Genomic DNA, 18,340 nt, shown 5'->3' on the forward strand with positions numbered 1-18,340 from the left:
CACTCCTATGTCAGGTTATTTTATAGTCTTTTTTCCGTCTCCGCTTCCCACTTGGCTATTTCCTTCCGCACTCGGGGTGCTACCTCTGTTCCAAGTAGCTCAATGGCTCTCATCACCTCGGCATGCGGCATCGTGCTTAACGGAACATACAGCATAAAGCGTGTAACACCTACATGCTTGCGAAGATGAATGATCTTCTGGGCAACCGTCTCGGGATCGCCAACATACAGCGCACCTTCAAAGCTGCGCGCGGCATCGTAGCTGGAACGATCATAATGCGCCCAGCCTCGCTCCCTACCCAATCTATTCATACCTGCCATCGTAGAAGGGAAATATGTATCTGCCGCTTGCTCATTATTCTCTCCGACAAATCCTATCGAGTGCGACCCAACCCTAAGCTGCGATTCATCATGACCAGCGTGCGCTGCTGCTTTCTTATAAAGCTGGACAAGCGGTGCAAAATTTATCGGGTTTCCTCCAATGATCGCCAGCATCAAGGGCAGTCCTAACAGACCTGCACGAATAGCAGAATCCTGCCTTCCCCCGCTGCCTACCCATATTGGTAAAGGGTTCTGAACTGGCCGTGGATACACGCCCAAATTGTTAATGGCTGGCCGATGACCGCCCTTCCAGATTACCTTTTCGGACTCCCGTATTTTAAGGAGAAGTTCCAAATGTTGTTCAAACAGCTCATCATAGTCATCCAAGTCATAGCCGAACAGAGGAAAAGATTCAATAAAAGAACCCCGACCCGCCATAATCTCGGCACGTCCATTTGAAATACCATCCAGCGTAGCAAAGTCTTGAAAAACGCGCACCGGATCAGCTGAAGAAAGCACCGTCACTGCACTGGTTAGCCGAATCCGTTGTGTCTGCGCTGCAGCCGCGGACAGCACCATTGCTGGTGAAGATGCCGAATAATCCTTTCGATGATGCTCACCTACACCAAACACATCAAGTCCCACTTGATCAGCAAGGATAATTTCCTCGACAACTTCACGCAACCGCTGTGCGTGACTTATCACTTCGCCTGTCTGAGCATCAGGCTTTGTCTCTACAAACGAGGTAATACCTATCTCCATGGTCTATCTCTCCCGTTCTAATAGCTTTCTTTGTATGCCAATTGAATAACAATAAAATATCATACCAACTGGTATGTTATTTTCCCCAGTAAATATAACTCACAAAAAAGAATACTGTCAACAATCATAGTAAATTCACTTTGATTATTCTTTCATATTCACCTCCTCTTTTCGGGAAAGACCAACCCTCATTTGACAATTTTAAGGACTAATTATAAGATAATAACGTACCAATTGGTAATCAAATGAATGTCACTGAACATTATAATCAGATACATGGAGCCATTAAGAATAAAATCATTAGTAACGAGAGGTATTGTTATGGGACGAATCCGCGAATTTGACGAAGAGAAAGTTTTAGATGCAGCTATGCAAATATTTTGGGAAAAGGGATATGAAGCCACCTCATTAAGTGATTTAACTTCCAGAATGGAAATTCAACGCCCCAGTATATATTCCACTTTTGGGGGCAAAAAAGAATTGTTCGAAGCCGCGCTACGCAAATACACGATGTCCCGTGCTTCTCTGATCCGAACCAAACTTCAAAGCATTCCATCTGTAAAAGAAGCATTTCGTACCTTTTTTGAGGGTGTGGTTGAAGAGGAGTATGCGGAAAATCCTAGAAAAGGATGCTTTTGCATTAATACAATGGTTGAACTTGCGCCCCATGATGAGAAGTTTGAAATTCTTACAAGGGAGCATCAAATGTACCTAGCAGTCATTTTTCAAGAAACCATTGAACGAGGGATACAATCAGGTGAGCTTGAGATCGGACTAGATGCGAAGGCTGTATCACAGGCATTAGTTGTATCGTTAATTGGTCTGACCGTCATGATAAAGTCTCGTCCAGAGCGATCATTTATTGATAATACAATAGAAGTGACACTGACACTGCTTAAGTAATTTGGAATGGATTCATCTTAGCGGATAGCAATCTCTATACGACAGTTTAAAGGGCACCCAGTCGGGTGCCCTTTGTGTGTAACACATGTTTTCACATATGCCGAGATAAAACATGCGTTACAATTGCGGATAAGTATGGAGGTTTTATTAATGTCCGCGATGTTTTTCCTTCGCTTTTTTCTCCTTTAATTCCCTTATCCGTGCCTTCATAGATTCCCTTTGCTGTTTAGAGTAGGTATGTTTCTCCAACTTGCGCTTCTCATACTCTAACTTTAAAGCCTCTTGTGCGTTGGAAGAGACTCCCTTCCGCCTTAATTCATACGCTGCCTGCCTTGCTAGCCGCTTCGGATTGACCTTCTTCGTTTCAGACCACTTTATAGCCACCTCTTGTGAAAGCCGACTAACAAGTTCCCACATTTCCTCACGGATAAAATGGAGAATTTCTTCGTCTTTAGGCTCTGTCCCAAATACCTGGCTGCCTTCAATTTCCCTTGGTCCTGCTCCTCCACGACTCCAACCCAATACTGTCCATCATGATAAATCGTAAGCTTCATTTGAATCCCCCTCATTTTAAATCGAAACGATGGACATCCCGAGGGGGGAAGGTTACTGACATGGCACTCTTGCTAATATAGAGTCGTCCATGCGTCTGGACTACCAACCAGACTGTGTTTTTTCGTCTCAGAAAAAGTATAGTTGCCTTACTGGAAAACAGCAAGTTAATCGCTGATATGTATTAGAGTGTAGCTGGAATAGAGTATACTGGTTGAGTATAAGTTCGATACACGATGACATGATATATGTAATGGTACTTAAATACAGCGCAGAAGAGGTTGAGAATGAGTCAAAAGCATTTTGCAGATTACCCATTAAGTGAAGAAATTGTGAGGGCTCTGAATAGCCTGGGCTATGAGACGCCAACAGAAATTCAAACGGAGGTTATTCCCGTTGCCCTTGAGAAGAAGGATCTTGTGGCCAAATCGCAAACAGGCAGCGGCAAAACAGCAGCATATGGTATTCCACTGTGTGAGCTAGTAGATTGGAATGAGAATAAACCCCAAGCTTTAATCCTGACACCAACCCGTGAACTCGCATTACAGGTTACTGAAGACATCACGAATATTGGACGCTTTAAGCGGATAAAAGCAACGGCTCTTTATGGGAAACATCCTTTTCATATACAAAAGGCCGAGCTAAAACAAAGAACACATGTGGCTGTAGGTACGCCCGGACGTGTACTAGATCATATTGAACGAGGCACGCTATCCTTAAATCGAATTGCCTATCTCGTGATTGATGAAGCTGACGAGATGCTGAATATGGGCTTTATCGAGCAGGTTCAGTCGATTATTCAGGCACTGCCTAATGACCGGGTTACGATGTTGTTTTCCGCTACTTTTCCCGAAGATGTAGCCAAACTATCACGTAAATATATGAACGATCCTGTGGAAATTGAGATTAAGGCGACAGGTGTAACCACAGCCACGATTGATCACTCTCTTATTCAGGTGCGGGAGGCGGACAAGCTGGCTCTGCTACAGGATCTGCTCATTGTTGAGAACCCTGACAGCTGCATCATTTTCTGTCGTACGCAGGAGCATGTAGATACACTATTCAGAGCATTGGCTGACCTCGAATATCCATGTGATCGCATCCATGGCGGCATGGAGCAAGATGAGCGATTTGAGGTAATGAACGCATTCAGAAGGGGTCAATTCCGTTACTTAATCGCAACGGATGTAGCCGCCAGAGGGATTGATATCACGAATATCACCCATGTCATCAACTACGATATTCCCCTTGAAAAAGAAAGCTATGTTCATCGTACAGGCCGTACAGGACGTGCTGGCAAAACAGGGAAAGCCATTACTCTAATCACTCCTAAAGATAGCAAAAGATTAGCTGATATTGAAGCATATATTGGATTTGCAATTCCGCAAATAAAGGCTCCCTCAGAAGAGGCTGTTGATCTTCACAGAGGAGATTTTGAGCGGAAACTACATGTAAAAACTGTACTCAAAAACGACAAGCGTGAGCAATTAAACCAACAAATTATGAAGCTCAATTTTAACGGCGGTAAGAAGAAAAAACTTAGAGCTGTCGACTTTGTGGGTACCATCGCTAAGCTTGACGGGGTAACGGCAGATGATATCGGCATCATTACGATTCTGGATAATGTGACAGATGTTGAGATTCTGAATGGCAAGGGCCCACTTGTGCTTGAAATAATGAAGAATACAACCGTAAAGGGCAAGCTGTTAAAGGTACGCAAAGGGCATAAGTAAAAGGTACGCTGCATAAAAAGAGTGAGGCCATCCCGTCCAGAACAGCCGAAGGTTTTCGTAAGCTATACAGGCGGGATGGTCGAGTTCATCTCTTGCTCCTCTAATTCATCCTTCCATTTACCGATATTATAAATGACTTTGAATTTCTCTTTTAACTGAGTAACACCTTCAACTGGCACATAGCTGTCCAATTCCATATGGAAGTCCGAAACATCTTTTTTTGGTTATACATCTCTTTTAAAATATCAATGATTGTGGAAAGTATAGATTTAAATGATAATTTACAATTATCTTCGTCCTCGTCGAGTATACATAGATTTTCTACCCCACTAAAAAAGGAATTTCCTTTAAAATATAGCTTGTTACAGGTCATATGGACCTGCATCAATGGTTCGTATATTTGCCAATCTGCCTCCAGCATAGCGGTTTCGAGCGATACACGTGCTCCATTAATGTAATAATAATCTCGATAAAAACACATTGAACAAGAGGCCTTCATTATTTTAATTTTTGAATCTACAGCAGGATACCCTAATACAAATCCTTCAGCTAATAATTTCTTGGAAAAGTAATCTGACGATTTTACGAATAATTGGTATCCAAGCTCCTTACCTTCCTCATCATCTTTATGACAGCAATAATGAATAATATCTTCATTCACTTGTTTATTTTCATATCGAATCCCATTCCAGCCTCTAAACGATCAATATGAATTTCGACTCCTGCAAAGAGGTCATTCAAACTTGTTATTCTGGAATGATTGCCTTTAAAATTTATATTCAAGTCAGCAGTACATTCTCTATAGAGTATACAGGTGTCTTTGATATCCAGTTTAATGTCTTGTCTTTTCATAAAATCAGCGATTCTCTTGAGGTGCAAGTAATCCGTTCCTATAAAAATTATTTGGAATATCTTAATTTCATTTTACCATTCCCTCACTTCCACAATATACCTTTAACTCTATAAAACTAACTACGTGGGTGATAATTGTTCTGCTTTATCGTATTCTCTTAAAAAGTTGATAGCACACTTAAAAAAATTTTAGACAAGGTGTCCCTTTTGGTCATCTTCGTTTGTTATACAGATATAGTTTGCTTTTTGATCAGAGGGGGTGCCTAAATCCTTGAATGAGGACATCGAATACAGAATCAAACGAGTTCAAGCCGGCGAAATCCAGGATTACGCCTACATTGTAAAGGAGTATCAGCGTCAGATTTTTGTATACTGCTGGAGGCTATTAGGAAGTGAGCAGGAGGCAGAAGAGGCTGTGCAGGATATGTTCGTCAATGCTTTTGAGAAAATCAGCAGGTACAAGCCGACAGTGGGCTTCTCCTCCTGGCTGTATAAAATGGCCTATCATCACTGCCTGAACCTAATTCGCAGGAAGAATCTACAACGCAAATTTAAACTTACCCTGTTCACCTCAGCTGACATGACTTCAGACAGTGCAGCGCAGGTTATGGAACGTCAGCTTTTCAGTGAACCGCTGAGCCGAGCGTTGGACCAACTGAACGCGGAGGAGCGTAACCTGCTGGTGCTGCGCATTTTTGAAGAAAAAACGTTTGGAGAAATCGGGGAAATCATGAACAAAAGCGAGGATGCTATCAAGAAAAAATACGGCAGGACAAAAACAAAGCTCAAAAAAATAATGGAGCCCCTAAAGGAGGACCAAAAATGCGTGAGTTACAAGACAGAATTCAAAAACAAAGCCTGAAATACACCGATCTGCAAGACAGGGGGTTCAAAAACATGGACAAGCTAACCGAGCCAGAGAACGCTTTGAAAATTCAGGCTTTTGACGTCTCTGACAAAGTGATGGAACAGGTCTACCAAAAGGAGATGCCCAAAAAGGGAAATATCAGAGAAATCCATTTCCAGCCTCGCTTGACTGTCCCCATCATGATTTTGCTTTTTGTAGTAGGGGCCTCTGTGACCGGATACGCAGCTTCACAATATCTTGAGTTCCGCAACAGTAAGGGCGCCGTTGTATTAAATACCGCCAAAACACCTACCGAAACGGACGCCTCCAAAACGTATACCTCCACCTACGAACGGTGGAACGAAGAGGTGAAGCGCCGTTTGCAACCAGGAGAATATGCTGCTTATTACGTCAAAGACGATTCCATGAATCAAAACAACCTATCTAATCCGGCCCTGTTTGCGTACAAACCGGCTGAACTTTCAAGTTTCAACAGCTTACAAGATGAAATCAAGCGGACTGAGGCTCCTTTATTCAACAACCCTACTCACCTACCGGATGGCTACAAGTTTGAATTTGGATACGTCTATCCAGTCGCTGCATATCCTGGAATGATGGATAAAAAGGAATATCGCGCTTTAACCGATCAACTGATGCAACAGGCCAAAGCTGCACCGGAGGGTGAAAATCTGTTTATTCAAAAGCTAAGCTGGGACAAGTCAGACTCCTCCTTTGCCCGGTATGCGAGAGAAAACGACTATGTAAACATTACCGTCACCAAATACACTCCTGAAGTCACGAAGACGACCATCATGCAAAATGAACAGGATTCGGCTGAGCAAGTGACAATCAAAGGAACCAAGGTCTATTACATCAGGGCAAGTGAAGCAAGCAAGCCCTTGGAAGCAGGAAAAAACCGACTGGGATGGCTCGATGAAAAAAGACATTTACACTACAACATATCCGATAACCAAGACAGCCCGCTGACCAAAGAAGATTTGGTTAAAATAGCCGAAGATTTGCTTAATGGTTCACCACAATAGCTGCAATGGTAAGATTTAAAAAGAGACTGCCCTTCGCCAAGGGTAGTCTCTTTTTAAAGAATAGTCCCTATACCATTTCCTCACAAACCACTACCGCATACACCATAACCTTTTTACCTCGACTAACTCCTGATCGTTGAACTTCATTCTGTATACATCTGGTTTGGATGTGTGTAGTAGAAAATCCATGTCGTACTGCTTGTCATAATACCCCATCATTAAAGTCATAACTGCCCCATGAGTGCCTAATGCAACTTTCTGTCCTCGATAGGTTTTTAACAATTCTTTTAGAACTGCTATACTTCGGTTCTGACAAATCCTATTAGACTCTCCTCCCTGTAAGGCAAAGTTTGGATCAGAAAATGACTTATCTAATAAAGGGAATAATTCCTCATCGGGCATTCGGTGGTCTTCATTCAAAAAGATCCTTTCTTTAAGATCCTCGAATACCAAAACTTCTTGTCCTGAAACCTCCCATTGGTTATAATTCTAGAGCAAATCCTTTGGTATGACCAATCCAGTCTGCACTCACCATACACGAACTGATAATTGCTGTTACAATGTCATATATTATCTTTTTCTTTCATGCATAACGCTTTACCACGGAAGCTGATCATCCATGTAATAGAATCCGCCTGTTGGACCATCCTCTGGCAGGGTCGCCAGTCGGACCGCCGTTTTTGCTCCATCCTCCACCGACAGTTCCGCCTTTTCCCCACCCATCTGCGTTTTGACCAAGCCGGGGTGTACGGAGTTAACCTTCAGATGCGTCCCACTGTTTTTTTGCGCCCAGTAGGCCGTCAGCATATTCAAAGCTGCTTTAGATGCGGCATAAGCCGGGGTAGCAAGCCGCTGCACCCGTTCATTGGAAAGTTGGAACTGAATCGAGCCTATAGCGCTGCTTTGGTTGACGATTCTGCCTGCTTTGCTCTTTAGCAGTAACGGCAACAGTGCTTCTGTAATCAAATAGGGTGCGAATGTGTTCACCTCAAAAGTATCTCTGAAAGCATCCCCGTCATAACCCGCTTTTTCTGCCAAAATGCCTGCATTGTTGACCAAAATGTCCAGCCAACCGTAAGTCTTCTCAATGAATTGCGCCAATTCCGCGATATGTGCAGAATTCGTCACCTCCAGCTTCACGCCGACTGCCTGAATGCCATCTTGCAATAGCCCGGCCGCTGCTTCATCTGCTGCTGTTTTCGTACGCGCAGCAACCAATACCGTTATCCCTTGCCGCCCCAATTGTCTGGCAATCTCCAGTCCGATTCCTTTGCTTGCTCCGGTAATTAACGCGATTTTGTTTGTCATGATTTATTTCCTCCTCATTTTTATAAAATTGAGAATGATCGTTCTAATAACATGAAAAAAATTTGTTTTCGTGTATCGTCTATGTCTCTAAAATACGTAGATTTAACTCGGCTATCCGTTGCAGCTTTTCTTTCGGAACGGAAGTCCGCACCATCACCCTCAGTCCCGCTAAGGCATTTTGCAGATACTCAGCCAATTCCTTCGCTTCGTACTGCTGTGTGAATTCGCCGTTTTGCTGTCCCCACGTTACGATTTCTGCAAGCAGCTCCTCCGATTTTGCAAAGGCCTTCGTCGCTATCGCATCAATCTCCTCATCCCGAACCGCTAATTCGACAGCCGAATTCACGAACATGCAACCGGGCGGTACGTCCTCTTCACCATTAATGATAAAGTCGAAAATGAACTGAAGTGCCTGCTTAGCCGTCTGGGATTGCTTGATCCCTGCCGCCCATCTACCACTAACTCGCTCTCCGAATCGGTCCATCACTTTGAGAAACAGGGTGTGCTTGTCGGTAAAAGTATCATAGATACTTCTTCGATGGATCCCCATGTGCTCGACAAGATCATTCATCGAGGTTTTCTCATACCCCTGCTCCCAGAACAGCCTCATAGCTTTTTCCAGAACAACGTTTTCCTCAAATTCTTTGCTCCTGGCCATCGTAGCTACCCCCTGACCACTTAGAATAGGTTTGGATTAATTTGCATGACCTTTTGGAAACGATCGTTCTACATTGGTCGCTGATATGTCTTTCTTCTCTGTCTGGCTTTATCCTAACATATCGGGAACGATCGGTAAAGAATTACTTTTCCCCCTTTATAGCCCGCTCCATGATTACTGTAATCACTATAGCAAACACCAATAAACACAGAAGGATTCCAAAGTTTCGCACTCGTAAGCAAGCATTTTAGCGGTGGGAACTCCCCACCGCTTCACGTTGTTGCTTATGCGACTGAATACGTATTGTAAGATTACTTTGTATTTTATTAAAATATTTGGATGATCGAGTTACTAGCCATGTAAAATTAACGATGCAACGGTTCTTTTTCGCCCAGACCCAGCACCTCTGTAGTGGTATTGTGGATCTGTTGGTAAAGCTCTGAGTTTTCCGCTAACGACAATCCATAAGAAGGAATCATCTCTTTTATTTTTGGTTCCCATTTTTCCATATGTTGTGGGAAGCATTTCTCTAATACCTCCAGCATAACGTGAACAGCAGTAGAAGCCCCCGGAGAAGCACCGAGCAATGCAGCCACCGAGCCGTCAGCGGAACTAACCACTTCCGTACCAAATTGAAGGGTTCCTTTACCGCCCTCTGTATCTTTGATCACCTGCACACGCTGACCTGCTACCACGATATCCCAGTCCTCAATTTTGGCGTTGGGAATAAACTCGCGTAATTCCTCCAGGCGCTTTTCATTCGATAACATCACTTGCTGAATCAGGTATTTGGTCAATGCCATCTCTTTTGCCCCTGCCGCCAACATCGTGATGAGGTTATTGGGTTTTACGGAACCAATCAGGTCCAGATTTGAACCCGTTTTCAGGAACTTTGGTGAGAAGCCGGCAAACGGTCCAAACAGCAGCGCTTTTTGGTTACCGATGTATCTAGTATCCAGATGCGGGACAGACATAGGAGGAGCACCGACCTTCGCTTTACCGTATACTTTTGCATGATGCTGGGCGACCACTTTAGAATTGTTACATACCATAAATAGTCCACTTACCGGGAATCCCCCGATATATTTGGACTCAGGAATGCCAGTTCTTTGGAGTAAAGGTAGACTTCCGCCACCACCACCGATAAAAACGAATTTGGCAGTATGATATTCGATTTTTCCGTTATCCAGATTATGCACTTTGACTTTCCACGAGCCATCGCTCGCACGTTTAATATCCTTTACACTATGCTTGTATTTAATCTCGACGTTTTTGCTTTTTAAATGGTCAAACAACATGCGTGTTAAAGCACCAAAGTTGACATCTGTTCCAGAGTCGATTTTGGTTGCCGCAATCGGTTCATTCAATGTACGACCTTCCATAATTAGCGGAATCCATTCCTTCAGCTTTTCAGGGTCATCGGAAAATTCCATGCCTTGAAATAGCGAAACACTTGAAAGCGCTTTAAAGCGCTTTCTTAAAAAAGATACGTTTTTTTCACCCATTACCAAACTCATATGGGGTATGGGCCTGATAAAGTCCTGTGGATTACGAATCAAATTACTGTTGACAAGAAAAGACCAAAACTGTCTTGAGAGCTGAAACTGTTCGTTGATATTAACCGCTTTACGAATATCTACAGATCCGTCCGCTTTTTCGGATGTGTAGTTCAGCTCGCACAGTGCAGCATGACCCGTGCCTGCATTATTCCATTCGTTAGAGCTTTCTTCTCCTGCACTTGCCAGTTTCTCAAACACTTTAATTTCCCATTCCGGTGCTAACTCTTTCAGCAATGATCCCAGAGTCGCGCTCATGACTCCGGCACCAATTAAGATAACGTCTGTATTTTTCTGAATACTATTCATAAAAACCTTCCTTATCTCTTATATTTGCAAAAAAGAGCAGGCCCTCCTGCTTAACTGACTCAAGAAGCAAGGCTCCACTCAGGAACATACCTTTTCTATCTCCATTATAACTTAAATATAATCATTTAAAAATTATATCTACTTTTATCTGATAATTATAAATCATTTCTGCTAAAAAGTGAGAATTTTCTTGCGAAAATAAAAATTGAACTCAGCTTTTTATAAGAAACATAGCTGATTTTGTTACTCTCGTGGAATACAGCTTCCCAATAATTAAATCAACAGTTTATGTATATGAATAACCAGGAATTGTTATGTAGGATTTCAAGAATTAATGCGCGATCCATCTTGGGACTGTACGCAAACTGTACAATGCATAGAAATCAAGTAAAATAAGGGACATAAGGCGAAGATCCCCCATGACCTGGGCTATTGTTGGAATATTTTCTTTTGTCAGGGAAGAACGGTTTTCGGACTGAAATGCTAAAGAAGCAGAATCTGTAATGATTCTGCAAACCTTGTAGGAATGGGGACTAGAGTGCTATGAGGAAAATAGTAGTTAGTGGGAATACGTACTTGTGGAGTTATAAAACAGTCAGAGATATTTACTGTAGATCCAAGTTGACTATTATTTCTGAAAATAGAGATATAAAATTTATAATTCAGTTTACTACTAAAGATACAATTGTCACCGGTAGCCCTTTGAATGAGGGATTACGGGTGATGAAAGAGGGTAAACAATATTCTATTAATCTGAACCAACCTAAGTATGTTGCTGAAGTGTTGCAGTATATACTTGATATGGAGTTAGATGTGACAGTGAAGAAAGTGCATGAGCTAAATGGTAATGAATTGTTGGTTAGTATGGGGTATCAGGATGTGACTGGACTTTTGATATGAACTAAGCCTGTTCCACATTCTAAATCAAGCAAAAGGCCTTCCCCGAAGGAATGGCCTATTTGTTATGGAAAGACACCTCATTTTTCATGCCTCACTCTTAGTCACTTTATAGAGAACTTGCTGTTATTTAGGATAAGTTACGTATACACCAACTGCTTTCCCTCTGAATCCCAACGCCATGCCAAATCACCTTGCAGCCATAAACCACCATAGCACTCGTCTATTCCCTTTATCTTCACCCAGTCATGTACTCCCTCCACTGTATTCCTCCCTACTTCCGATAATGCAACAACGCATTGGTCAAAGGATGGGGTTGTTTTCTTTTGATGATCAGAAAATGAGTGGCGACCTTGAATCTCCAATAGTGCATGTGGTTGCTCCGACATATTCCTCAAACGATACCAAAATTCCAAATCACCCATGCCCAGACCACTTAGCTGGTTCCCGATCTGCTTAAACAGCGCTTGCGGAGTATTTACTCCTTGCTGGATGAGTTCTAAGGTTGTCTGTTCTACGATGCCCAGCCCATTCATGGTAGAAGGTAGACGAGATAGGTGCAGTTCAAGTGCCGCATGAGTAAAAGGCAGAGCAGATGTGTCTTCGTGCAAAATGTCAATATGCCGCACTATATCCGGGGAGGCGTATGCTTCCCAGATTTTTTTGCCCGTCTCAAGCTCCTGCTGACCAATCTGCTGCCACGTGCCTGACAATTTTTCTAATTGCTTCATTGTAAGCTGTCCCAAGCCCCTAAACGGATCAATACCTGGGTAGTTGCCGATACACAGCAAGCTCAGTTTGGTTTGGCCTAGGGTTTGCGTTGAAAACCAGTGCAACAAGTAGCTTAGCATCAGCTGGTCGAACAAGTCGTGCTCAAACCATAGCACGACTTCGTCGTACTTATGAAAGTTATGCAGAGTCTGCTCCTGAGCCTTGCAATTGGATACATAGTCTTCTGCCGGAATCCCAAGAGTTCTCTCCAAATATTCCACTCTAGCTACTCTAGATGAGGGCTCGCCCATTTCAAGGAAAACCGGACCTACCGGATACACTTCTCTCCAGACCAGGATATCTCCGCGAATGTTCCCTTTCCTCAGCTTGTCACCAACATGGTCACCGTTGACTATATGTAGCACCGATTCTCCTCCTTCGTAAATATCGTTAAACATGGATACAAAGTCGCTGACAAGCAGCGAGGCTCTCAGCTTATTGCGGGCATCGAACAATCGTTTTTTCAGCACGGATGGAGATACACATAGATAGCTTGATATTTCACCGATTGAATACCCTTGAAAATAGTACAGCTGAACCGCCAGTTTTAACTTGTCAGATAAACCCTCGACGGATTGATGAAGCTTTTGGTGCCATTCCCTTCTTTCAGCGATAAGCTCCACATCAAATTTCTCTACATCCATGACTATAGTTTCGTCCAACGGCATCATCGTCGGCTTCTTGCGGCGCAGAAGACGATGACATTGGCGTTCGACAATGATCTTGAACCATCCAGGGAACGCCTCTGCTTCCTGTAATTTATGGAGATTGGCAAAAGCCTCAGCGAACGCCTCCTGAACTGTATCCTCAACCAGACCCCAATCCCCCAACCTCGTATATGCTACTGAAAAAGCCATCCCACTGAAATGCTGTACAATTTGCTCCCATGCGATTTGATCGCCTAGCCCGGCTTCCTCAATCCAACGCTGCACCTCTTGCACCTCCTCTGTATGTAAATTCTATATATAAGTGCCGGTATGGCTGCAAATGGTTACTTTGTCTAATTAAACTATCGTTTCCCGAGATTATAAATACTTCATCATGATGTTCGAAATAGTCCGCTGTTGATTTTCCCAGTCATAACTGGAGTTATCCAGTATAAAGGATTGAAAAGGAAGTTGCTCAATAATGTGCAATTCTAGCTCTCGTCGATGCTCAAGGAACTGTATATATCCATCGTACCCGTGCAACCCCTTATTCTTTCCATAATCCTGCTCCGTATGGTACCAAATCACAAAATCTAGCCACTCTTGAGGCCTCATCGTTTTCACTCGCTCAATCGTCTCACGGACACTAGGTTGCTTCAAATAAAACAAAATTGGAATAAGGTCCTGAATTTGCTCCGCAATCTGTAATACGTGCTGAACAAATCGATCATTTCCAGCATCATGTCGAGCGAGTAATGCACACCCTGGGTTCTGTAAAAAACAGCATTCGAGTATGACCAGCTTATCCTTTTCTCGCTGATTCTTAGCAAAAGAACTCCAACGTTGAACCATCAACTCGCAATATTTTTCTACAGGTATTCCATCGTAGATTTCATAGCGCCGGATTTCCTCATACAAACTAGAAGGAATTTCATTTTGAGCTGATTGCTGCGCAAGCGCGTATGCGATTAATGAGTCGTTACCGCTTAGCGATACAAATGGATCAATATCATGAAATACATCGGCATAGCTAGACCGGAGCCTATCAAGTTCCTCATTCGGCACACATGCAACCGATTCATAATCAGCGGGATGTCGTAAGTTCCCTTCTAAAAATAGCTCCGATTCTATTCGATGCGTGTTTAAGGTGTCCTGTATATATTGGGATAATGTAGATTTTCCAGAGCCAGGTATCCCTTCAACCATAACCAATTTTGCTGCCGCAGATGGTAAATTCGCCATAGTATCACATCCTCATGAATTAAAAATCCTCTGAGAAACAATAAAAAGCATTGGGTCCTGAGGACTGACCCAATGCTGTTATAGATGATCTATAATTATTTAATAATTACGTATTCCAGGTTAACCAGTTTTGCATAAGCAACAATTTGGTCTGTAGTTAGATTCAAGGAAACTACAGTATGGTGACCACCACCGTTTTCAATCCACGCTTTAACTCCATCTTGGAAGTTTGGCTTCACATTCCACAGTACACGAGCCACTGGAAGTTTGGGAGCAGGAACTGTTGGTTCAAATGCAGTAACCTCATTGATCAGCAGTTTATAATGTGTGCCAAAGTCAGCCATGGAAACAACCACACCGTCTCCTGCCTTACCGTCAAACACCAGACGGGCTGGGTCTTCACGATCGCCGATACCTAACGGAGAAACGATAATTTTAGGCTTGTTGCTTGCCAACGTTGGATCAACTTCAAGCATATGCGATTGAAGGATCGATTCCTGACCAGCTGCTAATTCATAGGTGTAGTCTTCCATAAAGCCAGTGGATTGATTATGGCTCATGACTTTAAGCAGACGATCGAGCGCTGCAGTCTTCCAGTCTCCTTCACCAGCGAAGCCGTATCCTTGTGCCATCAAACGTTGAACGGCAAGACCAGGAAGCTGTTTCATACCGTAGAGATCTTCAAAGTTTGTAGTGAAGGCAGTATAACCACCATCATCCAGGAATCGTTTAATAGCAATTTCATAGCTTGCTTGCACTCTTACGCTGGATTCCCAAGCTTCCTTGCTGTAAGTACCATAATCAAATTCATAGAGTTTGGAATATTCCGCGAATAAAGCATCAATTTCTTCTTCCTTCACAGCATTGACGTACTGAACAAGGTCGCCAATTCCGAAGTAGTCAACGGTCCATCCAAATTGGATTTGGGCTTCGACCTTATCCCCTTCCGTAACACCAACGTTACGCATGTTGTCGCCAAAACGGGCAACTTTGATATTGAAGCTTTCGTTATAAGCAACCGCTACATCCATCCACTCAGCGATTTGCTTTTGCACTTCCGCGCGTTCCCAATACCCTACAACCACTTTATTCTGTTTTTTCAAACGGGCATTGATAAATCCATATTCACGGTCACCATGAGCTGCCTGGTTGAGGTTCATAAAGTCCATGTCAATTGTAGCCCAAGGAATGCTTTCATTATACTGAGTAGCCAAATGAAGCAGCGGTTTTTGCAACAATTTAGTACCGCGAATCCACATTTTTGCAGGTGAGAAAGTATGCATCCAAGTGATGACACCAGCAACCTCATCACGATAGTTGACTTCTTTCATGAGGCTGGTGATTTTGTCTGCACTAACTGCCAGATCCTGCAATACGAGCGGATAAGGCAACACACCGCTTTTATTTAAGGCATCGGTCATTTCTTGTGCGTGTGCTTTCACTTCTGCTAATGCTTCTTCCCCATACAGATGTTGTGAACCTACGACAAACCAGAACTGTTTTGTACCTACTGTTGACATAACATTCATCCTCTTTTCTTCGTTTGTTAGTTTAGTTGGTCTTATTTTTGCCCGTAGTAAGCGTCTTTCCCATGTTTGCGCAAATAGTGTTTATCTAGAATACGCTGCGGCAATTCTTCAGCAAAATGATTCAATTCCCGTGCGAATAGGTTCATTTTCGAAACTTCTTCCAATACGACGCTATTCATAACTGCGGATTTCGCATCTTTTCCCCAAGTGAAGGGAGCATGACCCTTAAGCAGGACACCTGGCACTGCTAAAATATCCAACCCACGCTGCTCAAAAGTTTCGATAATGACACGGCCTGTTTCGGCTTCGTAACCACGATCAATCTCGTCTTGTGTCAAGAAACGAGCGCAAGGAACAGAACCATAGAAGGTGTCTGCATGAGTAGTCCCCATTACAGGTACATCCAGGCCGGCTTGAGCCCAAACGGTCGCCCAGGTCGAATGCGTGTGTACAATACCGCCGATTTCTGCGTAGTGCTTGTAAAGTACGGCATGAGTCGGTGTATCCGATGAAGGTCTCATCTCTCCTTCAACAACATTGCCGTCAAAATCAACAACTACCATATCGCTAGGTTTCATCGTGTCATAGCTAACACCACTCGGTTTGATAACGAATAAGCTGCGCTCACGATCAACAGCACTTACGTTACCCCAGGTGTATTTCACGAGTCCATGTTTAGGCAAATCCAGATTGGCTTGAAATACTTCTTCTTTCAGCTGCTCTAACACGTCAATTCCTCCAGTTTTCCACTAGATTATCTACAGCAGCCTGCTCAATCGCCAGGCCTTGTGTGTAGCGTTCCAAGAATGTTTCGAATCCCTTAACATCGGAACCGTCGGGATGAATTTCTTGTCCCTCAACATCTCTGAATACTTTTTGGTCGAGGAATTCTTCCAGACTTTCTTGCTGATCCTTGTTCATCATGTAAGAAGCCAGAATAGCCATACCCCACGCTCCGCCTTCTCCAGCTGTTGCCATCACGGATACCGGAACATCCATAGCTGCCGCGACAATTTTTTGTCCAACGATAGGGGTTTTGAATAAACCGCCGTGAGCCAGAATGCTGTCAATTGCGACATTTTCTTTCTTCGTCAAAATATCCATCCCGATTTTCAAAGCAGCAAATGCAGTGAACAGATGAGTGCGCATGAAATTGGCCAAATTGAAACGGCTCTCAGGGGAGCGGACAAACAATGGCCGGCCTTTCTCTATTCCGGTGATGTTTTCTCCTGACAAATAGCCGTAGCTAAGTAAGCCGCCGCCATCTGGATCTGCTTCCAGGGCCTTATTCAGCAACACGCTGAATAATTGATTCGGGTCCGCCTTTTGCCCCATGGCCTCATAGAACTCACGGAACAAGCCCAGCCAAGCATTGAGATCACTTGAGCAGTTGTTGGCATGAACCATTCCGACCGGATTACCATTCGGTGTGGTCACCAGATCAATTTCCGGATATACCGCCGAAAGATCCTTCTCTAATACGATCATGGCAAAAACTGAGGTTCCCACAGACACGTTGCCAGTACGTTTTCTCACACTATTCGTAGCGACCATTCCTGTTCCCGCATCACCTTCTGGAGGACAAAGCGGAATACCTGATTGCAAATCTCCGGATTTATCTAAGATTTTGGCTCCCGATGCGGTTAGTACACCTGCCTGCTCGCCTGAGATATGAACTTTAGGAATAATGTCTTGTAATTTCCAATCGTAGCCTTTGGCTGCAATGAGTTCATCAAATTGCTTAACCATCGACTCGTTATAATCATGTGTAGTCTCATCAATTGGGAAGATCCCCGAAGCGTCTCCGATGCCAATGGCTTTGTTGCCAGTCAGCAGCCAGTGAATATATCCAGCCAACGTCGTAATAAAATCAATATGAGGAACATGTTGTTCTTCGTTCAATATCGCTTGATACAAGTGAGCAATACTCCATCGCTCAGGAATGTTGAATTGGAATTTATCAGTTAAAGCTTTTGCTGCAGCACCGGTCGTCGCATTCCGCCAAGTCCGGAACGGAACAAGTAATTCACCTTTGCTGTCAAAAGCCATATAGCCGTGCATCATTGCAGAGAATCCTATAGAACCAACCGTATGAAGGGTGATTCCGTATTTTTGTTCAACCTCTTGTTTCATTTCACGATAAGCCTCTTGTAGACCTGTAATAATGCTCTCTAAGTTGTACGTCCAATATCCATCTACCAAGAGGTTTTCCCACTCATAGCTTCCAGATGCGATTGTTTCAAAACGATGATCAATCAGCACTGCCTTGATACGTGTGGATCCAAATTCGATACCAAGTGAGGTTTCTCCCTTAGTAATCGCTTGTTTAATGTCTTGATCCATGCTCACGTTACTCCTCTCTCTGAACAACTGTTATAATCGCAATAATTGAAAGAAGGCGCTTTCTTTTG

16 protein-coding genes and 2 pseudogenes are annotated in these 18,340 nt (G+C 43.4%); 5 read left to right on the forward strand and 13 right to left on the reverse strand.

From position 1 onward, the window contains the following. Positions 1–20: 20 nt before the first annotated feature. Positions 21–1,082, reverse strand: coding sequence for an LLM class flavin-dependent oxidoreductase (locus MMB75_RS14455; RefSeq protein ID WP_019689040.1), 1,062 nt, complete (start codon positions 1,080–1,082; stop codon positions 21–23). A 321-nt stretch (positions 1,083–1,403) separates the two neighbouring features. Between MMB75_RS14455 and MMB75_RS14460 the strand changes: the two genes are divergently transcribed. Continuing rightward, positions 1,404–1,985 (forward strand): TetR/AcrR family transcriptional regulator, encoded by a 582-nt coding sequence (locus MMB75_RS14460; protein ID WP_016324915.1) that lies wholly within the window; start codon positions 1,404–1,406, stop codon positions 1,983–1,985. A 147-nt stretch (positions 1,986–2,132) separates the two neighbouring features. Here the strand turns inward: MMB75_RS14460 and MMB75_RS14465 are convergent. Further along, a pseudogene (locus MMB75_RS14465) lies at positions 2,133–2,539 on the reverse strand (YjdF family protein). 285 nt (positions 2,540–2,824) lie between these two features. Between MMB75_RS14465 and MMB75_RS14470 the strand changes: the two are divergent. Next, a complete protein-coding gene (locus tag MMB75_RS14470) occupies positions 2,825–4,270 on the forward strand; it encodes a DEAD/DEAH box helicase (RefSeq protein ID WP_045244775.1) in 1,446 nt (481 codons plus the stop codon). 62 nt (positions 4,271–4,332) lie between these two features. Here MMB75_RS14470 and MMB75_RS14475 read toward each other — a convergent pair whose 3' ends face one another. Further along, positions 4,333–4,467, reverse strand: coding sequence for a hypothetical protein (locus MMB75_RS14475; protein WP_277508244.1), 135 nt, complete (start codon positions 4,465–4,467; stop codon positions 4,333–4,335). Between the two features lie 460 nt (positions 4,468–4,927). Then, positions 4,928–5,122, reverse strand: a complete 195-nt coding sequence (locus MMB75_RS14480) for a hypothetical protein (protein ID WP_230681895.1) — start codon at positions 5,120–5,122, stop codon at positions 4,928–4,930. Between the two features lie 271 nt (positions 5,123–5,393). Here MMB75_RS14480 and MMB75_RS14485 point away from each other — a divergent pair, with 271 nt between their 5' ends. Continuing rightward, positions 5,394–5,984: an RNA polymerase sigma factor gene (locus MMB75_RS14485; RefSeq protein WP_045244776.1), complete on the forward strand. Its 591-nt coding sequence runs from the start codon at positions 5,394–5,396 to the stop codon at positions 5,982–5,984. Beyond that, positions 5,945–7,012, forward strand: coding sequence for a DUF4367 domain-containing protein (locus MMB75_RS14490; protein ID WP_045244777.1), 1,068 nt, complete (start codon positions 5,945–5,947; stop codon positions 7,010–7,012). Before MMB75_RS14485 ends, MMB75_RS14490 begins: the two co-directional genes overlap by 40 nt. A gap of 90 nt (positions 7,013–7,102) precedes the next feature. Here MMB75_RS14490 and MMB75_RS14495 read toward each other — a convergent pair. From MMB75_RS14495 to MMB75_RS14510, 4 genes and pseudogenes are all read right to left on the reverse strand, one after another. Further along, positions 7,103–7,477: pseudogene (locus tag MMB75_RS14495) on the reverse strand (histidine phosphatase family protein); the annotation flags it as partial. A 132-nt stretch (positions 7,478–7,609) separates the two neighbouring features. Continuing rightward, the gene (locus MMB75_RS14500; protein ID WP_045244778.1) at positions 7,610–8,320 is read right to left on the reverse strand and encodes an SDR family oxidoreductase; all 711 of its coding nucleotides are present in this window, start codon (positions 8,318–8,320) and stop codon (positions 7,610–7,612) included. Positions 8,321–8,399: 79 nt separating this feature from the next. Beyond that, positions 8,400–8,978, reverse strand: coding sequence for a TetR/AcrR family transcriptional regulator (locus tag MMB75_RS14505; protein ID WP_045244779.1), 579 nt, complete (start codon positions 8,976–8,978; stop codon positions 8,400–8,402). A gap of 365 nt (positions 8,979–9,343) precedes the next feature. Further along, entirely contained in the window at positions 9,344–10,843 is a 1,500-nt protein-coding gene (locus MMB75_RS14510) for a malate:quinone oxidoreductase (protein WP_045244780.1), read from the reverse strand. Positions 10,844–11,386: 543 nt separating this feature from the next. Here MMB75_RS14510 and MMB75_RS14515 point away from each other — a divergent pair. Beyond that, positions 11,387–11,743 carry a hypothetical protein gene (locus MMB75_RS14515; protein ID WP_031462511.1) on the forward strand — a complete coding sequence of 119 codons (357 nt, stop codon included), beginning with the start codon at positions 11,387–11,389 and terminating at the stop codon, positions 11,741–11,743. A 137-nt stretch (positions 11,744–11,880) separates the two neighbouring features. Here the strand turns inward: MMB75_RS14515 and MMB75_RS14520 are convergent, their stop codons facing one another. The 5 genes from MMB75_RS14520 to MMB75_RS14540 all read right to left on the reverse strand — a co-directional run bounded on the left by MMB75_RS14520 (position 11,881) and on the right by MMB75_RS14540 (position 18,272). After that, complete coding sequence (locus tag MMB75_RS14520) at positions 11,881–13,443, reverse strand: sigma-70 family RNA polymerase sigma factor (RefSeq protein WP_045244781.1); 1,563 nt, start codon at positions 13,441–13,443, stop codon at positions 11,881–11,883. Positions 13,444–13,536: 93 nt separating this feature from the next. Continuing rightward, positions 13,537–14,400 carry a P-loop NTPase family protein gene (locus MMB75_RS14525; RefSeq protein ID WP_045244782.1) on the reverse strand — a complete coding sequence of 288 codons (864 nt, stop codon included), beginning with the start codon at positions 14,398–14,400 and terminating at the stop codon, positions 13,537–13,539. A gap of 95 nt (positions 14,401–14,495) precedes the next feature. After that, positions 14,496–15,920 carry an L-arabinose isomerase gene (gene araA, locus MMB75_RS14530; RefSeq protein ID WP_045244783.1) on the reverse strand — a complete coding sequence of 475 codons (1,425 nt, stop codon included), beginning with the start codon at positions 15,918–15,920 and terminating at the stop codon, positions 14,496–14,498. A gap of 41 nt (positions 15,921–15,961) precedes the next feature. Beyond that, on the reverse strand, positions 15,962–16,657 hold the full coding sequence (locus tag MMB75_RS14535; protein WP_031462514.1) for an L-ribulose-5-phosphate 4-epimerase: 696 nt from the start codon (positions 16,655–16,657) through the stop codon (positions 15,962–15,964). A 1-nt stretch (position 16,658) separates the two neighbouring features. Continuing rightward, a complete protein-coding gene (locus MMB75_RS14540) occupies positions 16,659–18,272 on the reverse strand; it encodes a xylulokinase (RefSeq protein ID WP_031462515.1) in 1,614 nt (537 codons plus the stop codon). Positions 18,273–18,340: the final 68 nt, after the last annotated feature.

The sequence above is a fragment of the Paenibacillus sp. P2(2022) genome (genome assembly GCF_029522175.1).
GTDB classification, from domain to species: Bacteria; Bacillota; Bacilli; order Paenibacillales; family Paenibacillaceae; genus Paenibacillus; species Paenibacillus polymyxa.

Bases quoted from the DNA above. Each gene is read 5' to 3' on its own strand.
- MMB75_RS14515 (WP_031462511.1), top strand. From the start codon at position 11,387: ATGAGGAAAATAGTAGTTAGTGGGAATACGTACTTGTGGAGTTATAAA.
- MMB75_RS14490 (WP_045244777.1), top strand. From the start codon at position 5,945: ATGCGTGAGTTACAAGACAGAATTCAAAAACAAAGCCTGAAATACACC.
- MMB75_RS14470 (WP_045244775.1), top strand. From the start codon at position 2,825: ATGAGTCAAAAGCATTTTGCAGATTACCCATTAAGTGAAGAAATTGTG.
- MMB75_RS14525 (WP_045244782.1), bottom strand. From the start codon at position 14,400: ATGGCGAATTTACCATCTGCGGCAGCAAAATTGGTTATGGTTGAAGGG.
- MMB75_RS14460 (WP_016324915.1), top strand. From the start codon at position 1,404: ATGGGACGAATCCGCGAATTTGACGAAGAGAAAGTTTTAGATGCAGCT.
- MMB75_RS14510 (WP_045244780.1), bottom strand. From the start codon at position 10,843: ATGAATAGTATTCAGAAAAATACAGACGTTATCTTAATTGGTGCCGGA.
- MMB75_RS14500 (WP_045244778.1), bottom strand. From the start codon at position 8,320: ATGACAAACAAAATCGCGTTAATTACCGGAGCAAGCAAAGGAATCGGA.
- MMB75_RS14455 (WP_019689040.1), bottom strand. From the start codon at position 1,082: ATGGAGATAGGTATTACCTCGTTTGTAGAGACAAAGCCTGATGCTCAG.
- araA (WP_045244783.1), bottom strand. From the start codon at position 15,920: ATGTCAACAGTAGGTACAAAACAGTTCTGGTTTGTCGTAGGTTCACAA.
- MMB75_RS14480 (WP_230681895.1), bottom strand. From the start codon at position 5,122: ATGAAAAGACAAGACATTAAACTGGATATCAAAGACACCTGTATACTC.
- MMB75_RS14505 (WP_045244779.1), bottom strand. From the start codon at position 8,978: ATGGCCAGGAGCAAAGAATTTGAGGAAAACGTTGTTCTGGAAAAAGCT.
- MMB75_RS14540 (WP_031462515.1), bottom strand. From the start codon at position 18,272: ATGGATCAAGACATTAAACAAGCGATTACTAAGGGAGAAACCTCACTT.
- MMB75_RS14475 (WP_277508244.1), bottom strand. From the start codon at position 4,467: ATGGAATTGGACAGCTATGTGCCAGTTGAAGGTGTTACTCAGTTAAAA.